Source organism: Flavobacterium chryseum (assembly GCF_004362015.1).
Classification (GTDB): domain Bacteria; phylum Bacteroidota; class Bacteroidia; order Flavobacteriales; family Flavobacteriaceae; genus Flavobacterium.
In genome coordinates, this window is sequence record NZ_SNWW01000001.1 from 428237 (window position 1) to 445747 (window position 17511).

A 17511-nucleotide genomic window follows, 5' to 3' on the forward strand; every position below is an offset into this window, starting at 1 on the left:
ACAATGAAAAAATTAATTTTATCCTTAGTACTCATGGCTGTAACATCAGGTTACAGCCAAGAGTTAAACCTACCAGTGTTTACGCAGTATTTGGCTGACAACCCTTTTGTTATCTCTCCAGCCTTTGCAGGTATTGGTGACAATCTTAGAATTAGGGCAAATGGACTTACCCAATGGGTAGGAATTAAAGATGCGCCTGATAACCAATCGCTGTATGCTGATTTTAGAATTCTGGATCGTTCCGGAGTCGGAATCTCGTTGTATAATGATAGTAACGGAAACACAAGACAAACCGGTGCTAAAGTTTCGTTTGCACATCACCTTATCTTAGATTATTATTCAAAGCAATATTTGTCTTTTGGTATTTCATACAACTTTAATACTTTTAAAATTGATATTGATAAATTCACAAATGACCCCAATAATCCTGGAGCGCCAACGAATATAGATCCTTCAGTTACCGATAATCGTTATAATTCAAACAACAACTTTGACATTAGTGCTTTGTATCGTAATAAAGCATTTTATTTAAGTTTTAATGCAAATAACGTTTTAAAGAAAAACATAGATAAATATAGAGGAGTTGAACCATCCCTGCTTTCAAATTATCAGGTGTATACTGGATTTGTTTTTAAAGATGGCGAAAACAGCCGTATAGAATATGAACCATCTTTGTATTACCAATATTTTGCCAGTGATGGGCGTTCTACTACGGATCTTAACTTTAAGTACAGACGTTACAATCGCTATGAAGATTACTATTGGGTTGGAGTTTCGTATCGTTTCTTAAACGACCAGTTTCCAAAACCATTATCTGTTGGACCAATGTTAGGTTTCATGAAATCTAAATTTTACTTCGGATATTCTTATCAGGTAATGTTTAACGACTTGGGTAACTATAATACCGGCACGCACTCGATCACAATCGGATTAGATTTATTCGGTTCAATCAGTAACTGTCCTTGTACACAAAGTCCCGTTCACGACTAAATAAAGAACCTTTACATTAAAGCTTACTGTTAACCGAAACAGTAAGCTTTAATTGTTAATGGGAATGTGGCATTTTTCATCTTTTCACCATTAATTTGTTTTTATTTCATAGTTTACAACGTTTTCGTTGTTATAGATAGGTTATTTTTATATTTTCTGAATTTAATACTATTTTAAAAGTTCTATATTTGTTATTCTTTCAAAAAATAAAAAAACTATCAAATGAAAACTTTAAACGATTTCGACTTTAAAAATAAAAAAGCTATTATCCGTGTTGACTTTAATGTGCCACTGGATGAAAACTTTAATGTAACTGATGCAACACGTATTGAAGCAGCTAAACCAACTATTGATGCCATTTTAAAGCAAGGTGGAAGCGTAATCTTAATGTCGCATTTAGGAAGACCAAAAGGTGCTGAAGAAAAATATTCATTAAAACATATTCTTAAAACAGCTTCAGAGATTTTAGAAGTTCCGGTTCAGTTTGCTGAAAACTGCGTTGGAGAAGTAGCTCAAACCGCTGCTAAAAACTTAAAACCGGGAGAAGTATTATTATTGGAGAATTTACGTTTTCATGCTGAAGAAGAAGCTGGAGATGTTGCTTTTGCAAAAGAATTGGCTTCACTTGGAGACATTTATGTAAACGATGCATTCGGAACTGCACACAGAGCACACGCTTCAACAACTATTATCGCGCAATTTTTTCCAAACGATAAAACTTTTGGAACATTATTGGCAAAAGAAATTGAAAGTTTAAACAAAGTACTTAAAAATAGCGAGAAACCGGTTACTGCGGTTCTTGGAGGTTCTAAAGTTTCATCAAAAATTACCGTTATCGAAAATATCTTAGATAAAGTAGATCACATGATTATTGGAGGTGGAATGACTTTTACTTTCGTTAAAGCACTTGGCGGAAAAGTTGGTGAATCTATTTGTGAAGATGACAAACAAGAATTAGCACTTGAAATTTTAAGATTAGCCAAAGAAAAAGGAGTTCAGATTCACATTCCGGTTGATGTAGTAGCTGCAGATGATTTCTCAAACACAGCAAATACTCAAATCGTAGATGTAAAAGCAATTCCTGACGGATGGAAAGGTCTTGATGCAGGTCCTAAATCTTTAGAAAACTTCAAAAAAGTAATTTTAGAGTCAAAAACTATTTTATGGAATGGACCATTAGGCGTTTTTGAAATGGAATCTTTTGCAAAAGGAACAATCGCTTTAGGTGATTATATTGCAGAAGCTACAGAAAAAGGAGCCTTTTCATTAGTTGGAGGTGGTGATTCTGTTGCCGCGGTAAAACAATTCGGATTCGAAAATAAAGTAAGCTATGTATCTACCGGAGGTGGTGCTATGCTTGAAATGTTAGAAGGAAAAATACTACCTGGAATTGCTGCGATTTTGGACTAAAAAGCACTTTTAACATTTTTTTGGATAACTAACACGTATAAACTGCTTAAGTTTGCAAAACTAACGTGTCTGTAATAACTTGAATTATAGAATTTTAAAAAAATGTTATATGATTATAAGGAAACTATCATTAGGAGTCTCGGTTTTATTATCAACGATTGGTTTTGCACAAGATGTTGCTAAAGCTGATTTACAGATTAAAGCGGATTTAAAAATATCGTATTTAGATTCTGTTAAGAATTCCTTCCAAAAAGATAAAATGTGTACTCGCGTAGACAGTCTTTGGATGAACGAATTAGTAAGTTTAGATATCTACGATGATTTAACGAAAGACATTCAAACCATTAATACAGATGTTTCTGTTGATGAAGAATTACCAACTGAGTTGCTTAAACAGCGACTTCAGGTTATGAATGAGAAATCGCCTTTTGATATCGAATATAATCAAGGTTTAGAAAATGTAATAAAGTCGTTTCTTAAGAATCGTAAAAAATCGTTCTCCCGATTAATGGCTTTATCAGAATATTATTTCCCAATATTTGAAGACGCTTTTGCCAAACAAAACGTTCCTTTAGAAATTAAATATTTAGCCGTTGTAGAATCTGCTTTAAACCCTAAAGCAGTTTCTCAAATGGGCGCCACAGGTCTTTGGCAATTCATGTACGGAACCGGAAAACAATACAATCTTAAAATCGATTCGTATATTGATGAGCGCAGCGATCCTATGAAAGCGACAGCTGCATGTTCAGAATATATGACCAAAATGTTTAAGATTTTTGGTGATTGGGAGCTTGTATTGGCTTCATACAATTCAGGTCCGGGAAATGTTACCAAAGCAATTCGTCGTTCTGGCGGAAAAACAAAATACTGGGATATCCGTAACCATCTTCCAAAAGAAACTCAGGGTTATGTTCCCGCTTTCTTAGCTACAATGTACCTTTTTGAATTCCATAAAGAACACGGAATTAATCCGGAAAGAGCTCTTGTAAAGAATTTTGAAACAGATACAGTTCAAATCAAAAATCAAATGTCATTCAAACAAATCGCTGATTTGTTAGACATGCCACAATCACAAATACAACTTTTAAATCCTTCATATAAATTAAACGTTGTACCATTTTACCAAAGCGAACCACACTTTTTGCGTTTGCCGAAAGATAAAATTGCCACTTTTGTAAACAACGAAGACAAGATTTACGCTTACGTAAATTACCAGTCTCAACACAAAGGGCTACCAAAACAATTAGCTTTAAAAGTTTCACCAAAAGGAAAAGCGCAACTTAATAATGCAGTTGCAGCATCTGAAGTGCAGTTTTACAAAGTTAGAAAAGGAGATAATTTAGGAACAATTGCTGATAAATACGATGTTTCTGTTTTAGATTTAAAAAAATGGAACAACATTAAAGGAAATGCAATCGCTCTTGGAAAAACTTTAAAAATCAAATCAAACAACGATTCAATTGTTAAGAATCCAAAAGAATTAAAAGTTGCACCACAAGTTGATAAGAAACAACCGGAAGAAGCAGTTGCATCTTCAAGCAACAACGATAAAGGTTCTAAAAGTTTAGAATATGTAGTTGCTGCCGGAGATAATTTAGGAAGCATTTCTAAAAAATTCGATATCTCAATTGCTGACTTAAAAGAATTGAACAACCTAACTTCAAATAATCTTGGCTTAGGAAAAACATTAATTGTTGGTAAAGAGATTCGTCTTGATGGAGAAACAAACACAGCCAATACTGCTGTAGCTTCATCTTCTATTGATTCATTTAAGAAAAAAACAGCTTCGGCTAAAAATATAGCAGAAGACTATTACGTTAAAAAAGGAGATTCATTATATAGTATTTCAAAAAAATATCCTGGAGTGACAATTTCAGATATCAAAAAATGGAATAACATACAAGATGCCGATATTAAACCGGGAATGAAACTTAAAATAAACGGATAATAAAAAATCTTAACTAAATTTGGGTTTTATTTCATAAATTAATAAAATGAATAAAACCCATTTTTTATGCCTTTTACTTTCGTGTTTGCTGGTTTCGTGTTTTAAAAAAGAAACGCAGCCTCAGCCCGTATCCGGTAAAACAAACACTATTTCTATTATCATCGACGATCAGTTGTGGTATGGAGAAGTGGGCGATACCATTCGAAATAAATTTGCTTCTCCGGTTTTAGGACTTACTCAGGAAGAACCATTATTTACAATCAATCAATATCCTGCTAAATTGCTTGAAGGTTTTGTAACCGACAGCCGAAGTATCATTGTAGTCAAAAAAGCCGCAACAGATAAATTCGAAATAAAACACAGCAAAGCATTACCACACCACACATTTCGCATTTACGGAAAATCTATTGACGATATCATTTGCAGCATCGAATTAAATTCGGCACAAATGATCAAGATGATTCGTGATGCCGAGATTCAAAAAATTCAACAAGATAACAGCAAAGCCTTATTAAACCCTGCTGTTATAAAAAACAAATTTCATATCGGTTTGCAAATTCCCGTTGGTTATGAATACATGCTGCACAAAAAGAATTTTATGTGGCTAAAAAAGGAAATCATAAGCGGAAATACAAGTTTACTCATTTATCAAATTCCAATTTCAAGGCTAACACGCGGTTCAGATATTGTTGGCAATATTGTTAGAATGAGAGATTCTGTAGGCCGTTACATAAAAGGCCGGGAAACAAATACACAAATGATAACCGGTGAAGCTTATGCACCCTATTTTTCAAATACAATTTTAAACGGAAGAAAAACATTTGAAACCAGAGGCACCTGGGAATTAAAAAATGATTTCATGACCGGGCCTTTTATCAACTACGCAATTATTGACGAAGCTTACAACAGGATTTTAGTAATCGAAGGATTTTGTTACTCGCCATCTAATCAGGAACGTGACTTAATGTTAGAGTTAGAAGCAATTATAAAATCAGTTAACGTAGATAAAAGATAGCGTTCGTATTTTTCTTACTTTTGTTTTACAAAAAACATTAAATCAGATCATTATGAAAAAACTTATTGTAACATTATTGATTTTAGTATTGTGTTTTGCATCTTGTAAAAAGGAGGTAAAAACAGAAGAAGTAACTACTACAGCTACGGATACTATTAAAGCTAAAGAACCAATTGCCGAAGAACCTTTAGATTCTGTAGCAGAAATGAAAGCATGGGCAGCTTATGCAACTCCTGGAAATCCGCATAAAATGATGGCAGATGAAACCGGTACCTGGAACTGCGAAATGACTTTTTGGTCGGAAGCAAACGGAAAGCCACAAAAAGCGACCACTACAGCAAACATCAAGATGATACTGGGAGGCAGATATCAGGAATCAAACTATCAGGGAAAAATGATGGGGCAATTATTTGAAGGTAAAAGTACACTCGCTTACAATAATGCCAGCAAAGAATACACCACTACTTTTATCGATAATATGGGAACCGGTATGCTAGTTGCTGTTGGTAAGTATGATGAAAAAACAAAAAGCACTGAATTTAAAGGCGATATGATAAATCCGTTAAACGGTAAAAAAACACCTTACAGAGAAGTCTATACTATTGTGGATGAGAAAACGAGAAAAATAGAAATGTTCGATGTGAAGAATGGAGAAGAATATAAAAGCATGGAAATTATAATGAAGAAGAAATAGAAACAGTTGCATCAAAATAATAATCCCGATTACTAAATGTGGTAATCGGGATTTCTGTTTATAAATCTTTTTTAAAACAATTGTAAATTTGATTTAATTTAGCTTTTTAAATAAATTGATCTTTTCAAATATTACAGAATGGAATTAAAATGGAAAATAAAGCCTTTTGAGGCACTAACAGTTCATGAGTTGTATGATTTACTTAAAGTAAGAAGTGAGATCTTTGTACTAGAGCAAAATTGCGTTTATTTAGACCTTGACGGTAAAGACAAGAAAGCACTTCACCTGATTGGTGAATACGATGGCAAAATTGTCGCCTACGCCCGTTTATTTGATGCAGGAATTAGTTTCGATAATACTTCTATCGGAAGAGTTGTTGTAGATGCCAATTATCGCGATAAAAAATGGGGGCATGATTTAATGCGTGAAGCAATTGCAGGAATTAAATCAAATTTCGGAAAAGAGGAGATTACAATAGGTGCTCAATTGTACTTAAAGAAATTCTATGAAAGCCACGGATTTGTGCAAACAAGTGAAATGTATTTAGAAGATGATATTCCGCATATTGAAATGCAGCGCAGTTAGTCAAAGTTTTGTAATCATAAACTCAACACGTCGGTCATAATTGTCGCCCTTTCCTAATGGATATTTATTTCCACAACCCTGAAAAGTCATTCGGTTGTTTGCGATTTTTTTAGACATCAAATACTTAAAAACGGTTTTGGCACGGTTCCAGGAAAGCGTTCTTTCTTTGGTTTCTTTGTCAATTCCGTCACTATAGATTTCAGGAGTAAGCGAACATGCCCTCTGATTTCAAATTGAAGACTTTACCAATCTTCATTTTTTCTACATTTTTAAAATCGTTTTATACTCAGTTTGATTATTTAAAACGTTCACTGCCTTTTTAATTTCTGAATTGTTTTTAATGTGAAATTGATACAAACCTTCCTGGTATTGGTATCTTTTGATTAGTTCTTCCTGAATTAAGTTTTTAATCTCCTTTTGGTTTTTGTCCAGTAAAGTAGTTTCACTTTTTTCAAGAGCATTGAGTAACTGCTGATATTCCGGTGCGATCGTTTCGTCTATTTTTTCGTTTTTGGCTGCCGCCAAAGTGTTTTTCAGCGCAACTTCAGTTTCAGTATCAAAACTAATTTTGTTCGCTTTCAGATATTGTTTAAAACTGGCATAATCCGCATCAGATATCGTTGGGATTTTATCGCCTAAACCTGGGTTTTTATAATAATACGTTGTTGCATAATCAAATATACCGTCATTTTTTAAAAGCGCGGTTGTTATCGGACTCATTTTTGCTTCTTCCAATTCAATATCCGGTAAAACACCCCCACCATCATAAACCGTTCTGCCTTTTCTGGTTTTAAAAGCATTAAAGTTTTTAGCATCCGTTTTTAAAGCAACTCCGTTTTTGTCTTTATGTGCATAATCCAACGCCTGAATGCAACGCCCGGAAGGCGTATAATATCTGGAAATAGTGACTTTCAATTGTGTTCCGTAAGTCAGGTCAACAGAACGTTGTACCAAACCTTTACCAAAACTACGGCTTCCTAAAACCACTGCACGATCTAAATCCTGCAAAGCTCCCGAAACAATTTCTGATGCCGAAGCACTTCTTCCATTTACTAAAATAGCCAACGGAATTTCAGTATCAATTGGTTGATTTTGAGTTTTATAAATATTGTTATGTTTTTCAATTCTTGATTTTGTAGTTACAATAACTTCATTCTTGGGAACAAATAAATTACAAATGTCAATTGCTTCATTAAGCAAACCACCAGGATTTCCTCTCAAATCAAGAACAATCTGTTTTGCGCCATCAGCTTTTAGTTTTTCAAGAGCTTCCTTAACTTCAGCAGCAGCTTTTCTACTAAAATGTGCCAAAACAATGTAACCCGTTTTGTCATCGATTTTTCCGTAAAACGGAACCGATTTAATATCAACCTCATCTAAGACAAGCACTGTCGTTAAAGTTTTTCCCTGACGAAGGTATTTTATCGTAATCTTAGTGTTTTTAGTTCCTTTTAATAATTGCGAAGCATCATCTTTAAAATCAGCAATTAATACATCTCCAATCTGAATAATTTCATCGCCCGCTTTCAATCCCGCTTTGTCTGCCGGATAATTTTTATAAGGTTCGCGAACAATTAAACGATCTTTCTTTCTGGCGATCATAGCACCAATTCCGGTATATTCACCCGTATTGTTGATTTTGAAGTTCACCACATCCTGTTCATTAAAATAAACCGTGTACGGATCTAAACTTCCCAACATACTTTTAATCGCTTTATCCATCAAATCACCCGGATTTGTTTCGTCGACATAATTAGTATTAACAGCTTTAAATAGTGTAGTGAAGATTTCTATTTGTTTGGCAATCTCAAAGAAATCGTCTTTGAAACTGGTTCCAATAAATAAAAATGCCGCCGCAACGGTTGGTATGATGAACTTCTTTTTGAAATAAGGATACATGACTATATTTTTTTTCTTTTAAATCTTTTTCTAATAAAATAGGCGAGTATAAAAAACAGTATTATAAATGGCCAAATACTTATAATGGATATTAAAAACTCTGATAGGCTAAAAAAACCAGATTTAATAGCTGTCCAGATTTTGGAACCAAATGAAATTTTAACGCCTTCTTTTTGCGCGATTGTTTTATAAAATTCGATCGAAATTGTGCTTTCAGAAACACGGCTTTCTAAATATTTTAAGCGTCCTTCTTTAGCCTCAATCTCTTCTCTTATAATAGAAATTTGCTTTTCAATTTCTAGAATTTCGCTTATTTTGTTGGCTTTTTTTAATATTTCTATATAACGCGCTTCAAGTTTGCGTTTTGTATTTAATCTCGAATTTAGATCAATATATTCTTCAGTAACATCTTCAGAAGAAATGTCTTTACGATCAAAATAAGAAATTCCTTTGGAAACAGAACTTATAAATGCGTCAAAATTTTGACTTGGAACGCGAATGGTTAGATTTCTGTAAACACTATTGTCATCCTTTCCTTCAGAATCATTTTGTACAGTTCCTTTATTTGCTTTAATCGCAGTTTCAATTTGATTGAAAGTACTTTCCAGATCATTTGTTTCAAAACGAAGAGAAGCTTCTTTTATTATTTTCTTCTGAATTTCTGGCGGCAGAGCTTTATCATATACTGCATTGGCATTCGATTCACTTTTAGCAGGAAGCTTAACAGCACTAATTGCTATTTCATTTAAAGGCTCTTCATGGCTTTTACTACAGCTTGTAAGACCGACAAAAATTAGAAACAAAAAGAAAATATCTCTCATAAAATTTCATTTTAGAGCTAAAACTACAATTTTTTTATAATTTCTAATCTAATTTGATAAATAAAGTTCCCTTTTGAGATTTACAACTCAATTTTGGTTTCAGAATCCTCGCGTTTGTTTACTTGTTGTAGAAACTTTTCAAACAACTGAATCGTCTTAGTATTGATTTCTTCGTAAGTTAAGCGGTCCTTCGTTTGATAAAAAAACATAATAGAATAAGGTTCTTGCAAATTGTCTAAAAGCAAATGTTTATTCAATCTGTAAGTTTCTCTCAAAACACGTTTAAAGTAATTACGGTCAACGGCTTTTTTAAAATATTTTTTAGAAACCGAAACCCCAATCTTGGTGATGTTCTCTTCTGAATTAGGTTCTGCCAAACGATAAACCAGACGTAAAGGATACTTTGAAACCGATTTTCCTTCAGAAAATAGTAATCCAATCGTGGTTTTGCTTTTTAAATGTTCGTTTTTTGGGTAAGTGAAGTTCATTAATTCAGAAAAAAGTTGCAATTTTATAAGGCAAAGGTACAATTAAACCCTAAAAACGGTTATTGTTTTTAATTTTAATACCGCTAAAAATATATTTTATTACTTTTGGCCTTTAATTTTTTTGAGCATGCAAAAGATAATTTCGTATCCCATATCCGTAATTTACTATTTATGTTTTAGTTTATGTTTGTTGGTTTTTCATCCAATACAATGGATTTGCCTAAATGTTTTTGGTTATCAGGCGCATAAAAAGAGCGTTGATTATCTGAATTTTTTTCTTTTAAGATGTACCAATTTAGTTGGAACAACCTATAAAATTGAAAACAGAGAGACAATTCCTACTGGTGTTCCGTTAATTTTTGTATCAAATCACCAAAGCATGTACGATATCATAGCAATGATTTGGTACTTTAGACGTTTTCATTGTAAATTTGTAAGTAAGAAAGAGTTAGGTAGTGGAATCCCGAGTGTATCGTTTAATTTACGCCACGGAGGATCTGTACTAATTGACCGTAAAGATCCAAAACAAGCAATTCCCGTAATCAAGGGATTATCTGAATATATTGAAAAGTATAAAAGATCTGCTGTGATTTTCCCCGAAGGCACCCGAAGCAAAACCGGAAAACCAAAAGAGTTTGCCCAAAGCGGTTTGAAAATTTTATGTAAATATGCGCCATCAGCATATGTAGTTCCGGTAAGCATAAACAATTCATGGAAAATGGTTCGTTATGGAATGTTTCCGGTTGGTTTAGGAAATCATCTTAGTTTTACCGTACATAAAGCTTTAGCTGTAAAAGATTATGATTTTGCAGAACTAATGGCAATAACGGAAAAAACAGTTATAGAAGGAGTAAACGAGTATAAATAGATTTTTGTTTTTAGTAAAAAACTAAAACTTAAATCCCAAATCTAAAATAAGTAATGTCTATAAAAAACATTAGATTAGAAGTGATGCAGTTTTTGGAAAAAAACGTGGATAGCTTTGTAGAACAGTATTTAATTCCAGTAGAAAAAATTTGGCAGCCGTCAGATTTTCTGCCTAATTCTGAAGGAGATAATTTCTTTGAGGAGGTTAGAGAATTACGTGAAATTGCTAAAGAATTGCCATACGATTTCTGGGTAACGCTTGTAGGTGACACGATCACCGAGGAAGCTTTACCAACATACGAGTCGTGGTTAATGGATGTGGAAGGTATAGACCAGATTGAAAATGGCGGTAATGGATGGTCTAAATGGATCAGACAATGGACTGGAGAAGAAAATCGCCACGGTGACTTACTAAATAAATACTTGTATTTGTCTGGTCGTGTAAATATGCGCGAAATCGAAATGACAACGCAGCATTTAATCAACGACGGTTTTGATATTGGAACTGGATCTGACCCATATAAAAACTTTGTATATACGAGTTTTCAGGAATTAGCAACATATGTATCTCATAACAGAGTTGCACAAATCGCTAAGAAATTTGGAGATAACAAGTTGTCTAAGATGTGTAAAATGATTGCTGGTGACGAAATGCGTCATCACCATGCGTATAGCGAATTTGTAACCCGTATTTTTGCAGTAGATCCGAGTGAAATGATGTTGGCGTTTCAGTACATGATGAAACAAAAAATCGTTATGCCGGCACATTTCTTAAGAGAATCAGGACAAAAGATAAGTACTGCTTTTGAACAATTTTCAGACTCTGCACAACGTATTGGTGTTTACACCGCAACAGATTACGTAGAAATCATGCAAAAATTAATCGATAAGTGGGAAATTGATAAAATTTCGAACCTTACAGATGAAGCCGAAAAAGCACGAGATTATTTAATGAAATTGCCTTCACGTATGGCCAGAATCTCAGAGAGAATCGTAATTCCACAAGAATCACATATCTTTAAATGGGTAGAGCCGGCTAGATTGTAATAATTTTAGATTTTAGATTTTAGAATGTAGATTTCAGATTGATATTTTAATTGATTTTTGATATTGACATTTATAAATATATTTGTTGATTGTTGAGGTTTAAAAACTTTGACAATCAACATTTTTATTTAAAAGAAAACGATCAGTGTAAATCTGCTTAAATCCGCGTTATCTGCGTGAAACCAAAACATTAGAATTCCCTCAAATCAAACAAAACCAAAATGAATAATTCAGATTTAATAAACAAAACAATTGCTTTCGTAAAAGAAAAACTAAATGATGCCGAAGGCGGACACGATTGGTTTCATATCGAACGTGTATATAAAAATGCACTTTTAATTGCAAAAGGAACAAATTGTAATTTAGTTGTTGTTCAGTTAGGGGCATTGCTTCATGATATTGCCGACAGCAAATTTCATAACGGAGATGAAACTATCGGACCCAAAACAGCACGTTTGTTTCTTGAATCTGAAAAGGTTGCTGAAGACATTATTCAGCATGTGGTAAATATCATCGAAAACATATCTTATAAAGGTGGAAATTTCGAAAAGAAGTTCTCGTCAGTAGAATTGAATATCGTTCAGGATGCAGATCGCTTAGATGCAATTGGTGCAATTGGAGTAGCAAGAGCATTCAATTATGGAGGATTTAAAAATAGATCCTTATATGATCCTGAAATTGCGCCAATAACTAATATGAGCAAAGAAGAATACAAAAAGAACAATGCACCAACAATAAATCATTTTTACGAAAAGCTTTTACTCTTAAAAGATAAAATGAATACCGAAACCGGAAGGCAGATTGCTGCCGAAAGACATCGCTTTATGGAAATGTTTCTTGCACAGTTTTATGCCGAGTGGGAAGGAGTGAAGTAGTTTTTCTGCTATTGCAGATGCAGTTTTAATGATGTCTCAGGAAAAAATACGATAGAGCAATGGCGCATATGAAACCTAAGGTAAACCATAATAATCTTGAAACAAGATTGTCCCGAATTATTTCTGTTTTTTCTAACTCTTTCATATTTAATAATTTAAGTTATCAAATTTAAGAGAGAATAAAAATAGACGAAGGCACGATATGTTTTATTTGTATTAAAATAAGACAAAAAACATCTTTAAAGGCAATAAAAACAGATAATGGGATTTGTCGGGTTGAACATATTCTTCAACAACTTTGCGCACTTCTCCCGAAGTTTCGGGATCGCTCAGTCTGACAAATAGTACGTAAAAAACCTTTGCGAATCCAGCGCTTTTATAGTAGAAAAAAAACCTCAGCACCTTAGTAACTTTGAACCTTTTCTTAAGAACATCCACAGTTTCCGTCACCACAATCTTTTTGCTTTTTAGATTTCCAAAAGAATTTTTTGATTAAGAAAGCAACAGCAATAAGTAATATTCCAAAGGCAATAATTTCTTGTATCATGGCCGTTTATTTTAAAAGTTGATACGCTAAAAGCGCTACGAAATAAGCCAAACCGCTCATTAAGAAAAGCTGCATCGCAGGCCATTTCCATGAATTGGTTTCTTTTTTGGTAATCGCTAATGTACTAGCGCATTGCATCGCAAAAGCGTAGAAAAGCAATAATGATATTCCTGAAGCAAAATTAAAGATCTTCTTTCCTGTTTCAGGATTTATTTCTTCCTGCATTTTGCTTTTTATAGTTGCTTCGTTATCACTGCTTCCAACGCTGTAAATCGTGGCAAGAGTTCCCACAAAAACCTCACGCGCAGCAAACGAACTGATAATGGCGATACCAATTTTCCAATCGTAACCTAAAGGATGAATAGCGGGTTCAATAGCTTTACCCATAATTCCGATATAGGAATTCTCTAGTTTTTGAGAAGCAACTTCGTTTTCAAATTCAATTTTATCAAGTGTAGTATCAGCGAATTTTTCTTTTACAATAGTTTCAGCCTCGTTAAAATCTTTTCCGGGTCCGTATGAAGCCAAAAACCATAAAATAACAGAGATCGCCAATATAATTTTACCTGCTCCAACAACGAAAGCCTTTGTTTTTTCGACAACATTAATTCCCACATTCTTAAAAAGTGGTAATTTATAACTTGGCATTTCAACAACAAAATAGGTTTTTGAGTTGAATTTCAATATTTTGTTTAAGATATAAGCCGAAAGAATTGCAGTTCCAAAACCTAATAAATACAGTATCATCAAAGCTAATCCCTGCATATTAAGAAAACCAAACAAACGTTCGTCTGGTATAACCAATGAAATAATAATCGTATAAACTGGCAATCTTGCAGAACAAGTCGTGAATGGCGTTACCAAGATCGTAATAAGGCGTTCTTTCCAGTTTTCGATATTTCGGGTTGCCATAATCGCCGGAATCGCACACGCAGTTCCAGAAATTAAAGGCACAACGCTTTTTCCGGAGAGACCAAACTTGCGCATTATTTTATCCATTAAAAAAACAACACGGCTCATATAACCACTTTCTTCCAAAATGGAAATAAAAAGAAACAAAAAAGCAATTTGCGGAATAAAAATAATAACACCGCCGATACCGGGCACAATTCCTTGTGAAAGTAAATCGGTCAGAATTCCGCTTGGTAGTTTTTTTGAAACCCAACTGCTTAAAGAAGCAAAAGTGCTGTCAATGAAATCCATTGGAATTGTTGACCAACTAAAAATAGATTGGAAAATTATAAATAAGATGGCAAGGAAAATTACATAGCCCCAAAATTTATGCGTTAAAACACGATCTAGTTTGGCTCTGATATCATTTGCCATTGTGGCATCAACTTGTAAACCTTCTTTCAGAATATCATTTATAAACTGATATCTTTTGATGGTTTCCTTTTGCTGTAAGCGTTTTAGTTCGGAGTGTGATTTGGTAAAACTGCTTCGGATTTCATTACGGTCTAAATTTAGAAAGTTGACATCCTGGGTAATAACCAACCACAATTTATATAATAATTGATTTGGAAAAGCATGCTGTAAATTTTTAAAATACTCAGCATCAATAACCGAAGCGTTTAAACAAGGTTCATGCGGAATGGTTTTATAAGAAACAATTAACTCTTTTAATTCATCAATTCCTAAACCTTTGCGTGAACTGACTAAGGCAATTTTGGTTTTTAGTTTTTCTTCTAAAAACGGAATATTCAGAGTAATTCCCTTTCTTTCCATGCGATCTGACATATTGATGACCAAAATCGTCGGAATTTCAAGATCTTTTATTTGAGTGTAAATCAGTAAATTTCGTTTCAGATTTTCAACATCTGTTACTACTACAGCGACATCTGGATATAATTTGTCGTTTTTGTTCAGTAAAAGTTCAATGACAACACTTTCGTCTATTGAACTGGCATTCAAACTGTACGTTCCCGGTAAATCGAGAATGTTGGCTTTTATGTTATGAGGTAATTTACAAAACCCGATTTTTTTCTCAACCGTAATTCCGGGATAATTTCCAACTTGCTGATTTAATCCTGTAAGTTGATTGAAAACAGAAGTTTTTCCGGTATTCGGATTTCCGATAAGCGCAACATTAATATTTTGAATGCTCATTACAAATTGGTTTTGATAAGTTCAACTTCAATTTCACGAGCAGTTTCTACACGAATCGCAACATGCGAGCCATTAATGTCCAAATATAATGGATCTCCAAAAGGAGCAATCTGAAGTAATTCTACTAAGTTGCCCGGCAAACAACCCATTTCTAATAATTTTAGAGGAATAAGATCGATGTCAAAATCTTTGATAATGGCCTTCTCGCCTTTTTTCAGTGTATAGATTGTATTTTGCAAGCTTATTTAGATTGAATTTAGATTACAAAAGTAGACAATAATTCTTTATTGCAAGGCATTTAAAACTTTTGAATATGCTAAATCTTTCTAAAATAAAGGGCGCTATTCCTGACATAAGAAATCGATATCTTCTAAGAGACGTTTAATTTCATCTTTGTTTGTTCCATCATAAAATCCGCGAACGCGACGTTTCTGATCAACCAAAACAAAATTCTCTGTATGAACCATATCGTATAATTGGTCAGGTCGGCCAAGCTTTACAGCTAAATATGATTTTCTTGCCATGGTGTAAATGTCTTTTTTGTCTCCGGTAACCAAATTCCATTTGCTGTCGACAACGCCATATTTTACAGCATAAGCTTTTAAAACCGAAACACTATCGACCTCTGGAAAAACCGTATGGGAAAGCAACATTACTTTAGGGTTTTTTAAAACTGCTTTTTGCACTTCGGATAGATTTGTTGACATTTTCGGGCAGATTGATCCGCAGGTTGTAAAGAAAAAGTCGGCAACATAAATCTTGCCTTCGTAATTTTTTTGAGTAATGGTATCGCCGTTTTGGTTTACAAAAGAAAAATCAGCAATGGTGTGGTATTTGCTTTTGTATTGAACAGTACTGTCGACCAATTCTGGATTTACATCAGCAGGATTATAAATTGGCAACGTTTTTTGTGGCTTCAAAGCCGAATAAAATAGGGATATAGTGACAACCGAAAATAAAATTAAAACAATAAAGAATTTACGGTATTTGTAAAGGAACGATTTCATAAAAATAATTTGGTGCAAAAATACGAAAAGAGGTTTTTAAAATCCTTAATAATAACGCTTTTTAACAGGCTGAATAGTTTGCCACGAATTACACGAATTTTCACGAATCAATTTACATTAAACATTAATTAGTGAAAATTCGTGTAATTCGTGGCGAATTTATTTATATCGTCTAAACTTTAGGTTTTCGAATCGATTTATTGACCAAATATAATCCTGCCAAAGTAACTAAAACCCCAATTAGGATTGCATGAGTTAGTATTTCTCCGAAAATTAGAGCGCCTAAAATCATTGCAACTATAGGATTAATGTAAACATAAATACTGCTAATTTCTGTTGGAAGATGTTGTAAAGAATATATAAAAGCAATAAAAGTTAATACCGAGCCAATAATTACTAAATAACCAATCGCCCACCAGGATGTTGATGGGATTTCGCTCAACGGAATATTAACTCCTGCCGCTTCAGTTACTGCAAAAAGAATAAAACTCGAAATAAACATTTGCAGTCCTAAACTAAAGTACGGATTGAAACTGGCTGCCTTTTTCTTGGTATGTAGAATTCCGAAAGCCCATGTAATGGTTGAAGCAACAGTTAAGATAATTCCAACTTGAAAATCAGGTTTGAAAAAATCGCCTAAGTGATCCATGAAAATGATGCAAATTCCTCCAAAGCAAATTAAAATTCCTGTTATAGCCAATTTTGCAATTCGTTCGCCATTAAAAAAGTTGATCACAATAATCCAAATTGGGAAAATGGCACTGATGATGGCACCCAATCCGCTACTGATATATTTTACGCCCCAAGTACTTAAACCATTACTCAAAACAAAATTCAAAATAGCCAAAACCAGAATAGTTCGCCATTGTTTGCCTTTTGGCCAAGGTTCTTTTTTGATTAAAAAATAACCAACATACAGTATTCCGCCTATAAACTGACGAATGGTTGCCAATTGAAGAGCAGGCATATGTCGCACTCCTTCTTTTGAAGCCAGCCAGGTTGTTCCCCAAAAAAAACTTACCCAGCATACGGCCAAAATCGGTAATCCGATGGCTTCAACTTTTCCTGAAAATGCAGTTTGAATTTTCGCTCTCATTTTGATTTAATTCTTTTAACAAATATTCCAAAAACTATTTCAATTAGAACATAAAATCATCTCATTTATTCATGAATTTTTTTGCTGATTCCTATTAGAATTTGTGATAAAGGATC

General features: G+C 33.7%; 18 protein-coding genes. 9 read left to right on the forward strand and 9 right to left on the reverse strand.

The genetic code is table 11. The features are described 5' to 3' along the window. Window positions 1-3 precede the first annotated feature (3 nt). The 6 genes from EV143_RS01755 to EV143_RS01780 all read left to right on the forward strand — a co-directional run bounded on the left by EV143_RS01755 (window position 4) and on the right by EV143_RS01780 (window position 6642). Window positions 4-990: a PorP/SprF family type IX secretion system membrane protein gene (locus EV143_RS01755; RefSeq protein ID WP_243739775.1), complete on the forward strand. Its 987-nt coding sequence runs from the start codon at window positions 4-6 to the stop codon at window positions 988-990. Between the two features lie 222 nt (window positions 991-1212). Further along, entirely contained in the window at window positions 1213-2400 is a 1188-nt protein-coding gene (locus tag EV143_RS01760; protein ID WP_133506269.1) for a phosphoglycerate kinase, read from the forward strand. A gap of 109 nt (window positions 2401-2509) precedes the next feature. Further along, window positions 2510-4348: a LysM peptidoglycan-binding domain-containing protein gene (locus tag EV143_RS01765; protein ID WP_133506270.1), complete on the forward strand. Its 1839-nt coding sequence runs from the start codon at window positions 2510-2512 to the stop codon at window positions 4346-4348. 46 nt (window positions 4349-4394) lie between these two features. Further along, entirely contained in the window at window positions 4395-5363 is a 969-nt protein-coding gene (locus EV143_RS01770; protein ID WP_133506271.1) for a DUF4837 family protein, read from the forward strand. Window positions 5364-5415: 52 nt separating this feature from the next. Then, a complete protein-coding gene (locus EV143_RS01775) occupies window positions 5416-6057 on the forward strand; it encodes a DUF1579 domain-containing protein (RefSeq protein ID WP_133506272.1) in 642 nt (213 codons plus the stop codon). 138 nt (window positions 6058-6195) lie between these two features. Continuing rightward, entirely contained in the window at window positions 6196-6642 is a 447-nt protein-coding gene (locus tag EV143_RS01780) for a GNAT family N-acetyltransferase (RefSeq protein WP_133506273.1), read from the forward strand. Here EV143_RS01780 and EV143_RS01785 read toward each other — a convergent pair whose 3' ends face one another. From EV143_RS01785 to rnpA, 4 genes are all read right to left on the reverse strand, one after another. Then, entirely contained in the window at window positions 6643-6840 is a 198-nt protein-coding gene (locus EV143_RS01785; protein ID WP_317128059.1) for an OmpA family protein, read from the reverse strand. 63 nt (window positions 6841-6903) lie between these two features. Then, complete coding sequence (locus EV143_RS01790; RefSeq protein WP_133506274.1) at window positions 6904-8541, reverse strand: S41 family peptidase; 1638 nt, start codon at window positions 8539-8541, stop codon at window positions 6904-6906. Window positions 8542-8543: 2 nt separating this feature from the next. Continuing rightward, window positions 8544-9362 (reverse strand): DUF4349 domain-containing protein, encoded by an 819-nt coding sequence (locus EV143_RS01795; RefSeq protein WP_133506275.1) that lies wholly within the window; start codon window positions 9360-9362, stop codon window positions 8544-8546. A gap of 80 nt (window positions 9363-9442) precedes the next feature. Next, window positions 9443-9850: a ribonuclease P protein component gene (gene rnpA / locus EV143_RS01800; RefSeq protein ID WP_133506276.1), complete on the reverse strand. Its 408-nt coding sequence runs from the start codon at window positions 9848-9850 to the stop codon at window positions 9443-9445. A gap of 127 nt (window positions 9851-9977) precedes the next feature. On the opposite strand from rnpA, the gene EV143_RS01805 reads away from it, so the two are divergent. The 3 genes from EV143_RS01805 (at window position 9978) to EV143_RS01815 (ending at window position 12639) form a co-directional block, all read left to right on the forward strand. After that, window positions 9978-10718 (forward strand): lysophospholipid acyltransferase family protein, encoded by a 741-nt coding sequence (locus tag EV143_RS01805; protein ID WP_133506277.1) that lies wholly within the window; start codon window positions 9978-9980, stop codon window positions 10716-10718. Between the two features lie 53 nt (window positions 10719-10771). Beyond that, the gene (locus EV143_RS01810) at window positions 10772-11764 is read left to right on the forward strand and encodes an acyl-ACP desaturase (protein WP_133506278.1); all 993 of its coding nucleotides are present in this window, start codon (window positions 10772-10774) and stop codon (window positions 11762-11764) included. Window positions 11765-11985: 221 nt separating this feature from the next. After that, window positions 11986-12639, forward strand: coding sequence for an HD domain-containing protein (locus tag EV143_RS01815; protein WP_133506279.1), 654 nt, complete (start codon window positions 11986-11988; stop codon window positions 12637-12639). 424 nt (window positions 12640-13063) lie between these two features. Here EV143_RS01815 and EV143_RS01820 read toward each other — a convergent pair whose 3' ends face one another. The 5 genes from EV143_RS01820 to EV143_RS01840 form a co-directional block, all read right to left on the reverse strand. Next, window positions 13064-13186, reverse strand: coding sequence for a FeoB-associated Cys-rich membrane protein (locus EV143_RS01820; RefSeq protein WP_133506280.1), 123 nt, complete (start codon window positions 13184-13186; stop codon window positions 13064-13066). Between the two features lie 6 nt (window positions 13187-13192). Further along, complete coding sequence (gene feoB / locus EV143_RS01825; RefSeq protein ID WP_133506281.1) at window positions 13193-15292, reverse strand: ferrous iron transport protein B; 2100 nt, start codon at window positions 15290-15292, stop codon at window positions 13193-13195. Beyond that, a complete protein-coding gene (locus tag EV143_RS01830) occupies window positions 15292-15531 on the reverse strand; it encodes a FeoA family protein (RefSeq protein WP_133506282.1) in 240 nt (79 codons plus the stop codon). The genes feoB and EV143_RS01830 overlap by 1 nt, the downstream gene beginning before the upstream one ends. Window positions 15532-15633: 102 nt before the next feature. Continuing rightward, on the reverse strand, window positions 15634-16299 hold the full coding sequence (locus EV143_RS01835) for an SCO family protein (protein ID WP_133506283.1): 666 nt from the start codon (window positions 16297-16299) through the stop codon (window positions 15634-15636). Between the two features lie 172 nt (window positions 16300-16471). After that, entirely contained in the window at window positions 16472-17395 is a 924-nt protein-coding gene (locus tag EV143_RS01840) for a DMT family transporter (RefSeq protein ID WP_133506284.1), read from the reverse strand. Window positions 17396-17511 lie beyond the last annotated feature (116 nt).

What these genes read in the sequence shown, in the direction of transcription:
- EV143_RS01755 (WP_243739775.1), top strand. Translation starts at nt 4, where the DNA reads ATGAAAAAATTAATTTTATCCTTAGTACTCATGGCTGTAACATCAGGT.
- EV143_RS01760 (WP_133506269.1), top strand. Translation starts at nt 1,213, where the DNA reads ATGAAAACTTTAAACGATTTCGACTTTAAAAATAAAAAAGCTATTATC.
- EV143_RS01765 (WP_133506270.1), top strand. Translation starts at nt 2,510, where the DNA reads ATGATTATAAGGAAACTATCATTAGGAGTCTCGGTTTTATTATCAACG.
- EV143_RS01770 (WP_133506271.1), top strand. Translation starts at nt 4,395, where the DNA reads ATGAATAAAACCCATTTTTTATGCCTTTTACTTTCGTGTTTGCTGGTT.
- EV143_RS01775 (WP_133506272.1), top strand. Translation starts at nt 5,416, where the DNA reads ATGAAAAAACTTATTGTAACATTATTGATTTTAGTATTGTGTTTTGCA.
- EV143_RS01780 (WP_133506273.1), top strand. Translation starts at nt 6,196, where the DNA reads ATGGAATTAAAATGGAAAATAAAGCCTTTTGAGGCACTAACAGTTCAT.
- EV143_RS01790 (WP_133506274.1), bottom strand. Translation starts at nt 8,541, where the DNA reads ATGTATCCTTATTTCAAAAAGAAGTTCATCATACCAACCGTTGCGGCG.
- EV143_RS01795 (WP_133506275.1), bottom strand. Translation starts at nt 9,362, where the DNA reads ATGAGAGATATTTTCTTTTTGTTTCTAATTTTTGTCGGTCTTACAAGC.
- rnpA (WP_133506276.1), bottom strand. Translation starts at nt 9,850, where the DNA reads ATGAACTTCACTTACCCAAAAAACGAACATTTAAAAAGCAAAACCACG.
- EV143_RS01805 (WP_133506277.1), top strand. Translation starts at nt 9,978, where the DNA reads ATGCAAAAGATAATTTCGTATCCCATATCCGTAATTTACTATTTATGT.
- EV143_RS01810 (WP_133506278.1), top strand. Translation starts at nt 10,772, where the DNA reads ATGTCTATAAAAAACATTAGATTAGAAGTGATGCAGTTTTTGGAAAAA.
- EV143_RS01815 (WP_133506279.1), top strand. Translation starts at nt 11,986, where the DNA reads ATGAATAATTCAGATTTAATAAACAAAACAATTGCTTTCGTAAAAGAA.
- EV143_RS01820 (WP_133506280.1), bottom strand. Translation starts at nt 13,186, where the DNA reads ATGATACAAGAAATTATTGCCTTTGGAATATTACTTATTGCTGTTGCT.
- feoB (WP_133506281.1), bottom strand. Translation starts at nt 15,292, where the DNA reads ATGAGCATTCAAAATATTAATGTTGCGCTTATCGGAAATCCGAATACC.
- EV143_RS01835 (WP_133506283.1), bottom strand. Translation starts at nt 16,299, where the DNA reads ATGAAATCGTTCCTTTACAAATACCGTAAATTCTTTATTGTTTTAATT.
- EV143_RS01840 (WP_133506284.1), bottom strand. Translation starts at nt 17,395, where the DNA reads ATGAGAGCGAAAATTCAAACTGCATTTTCAGGAAAAGTTGAAGCCATC.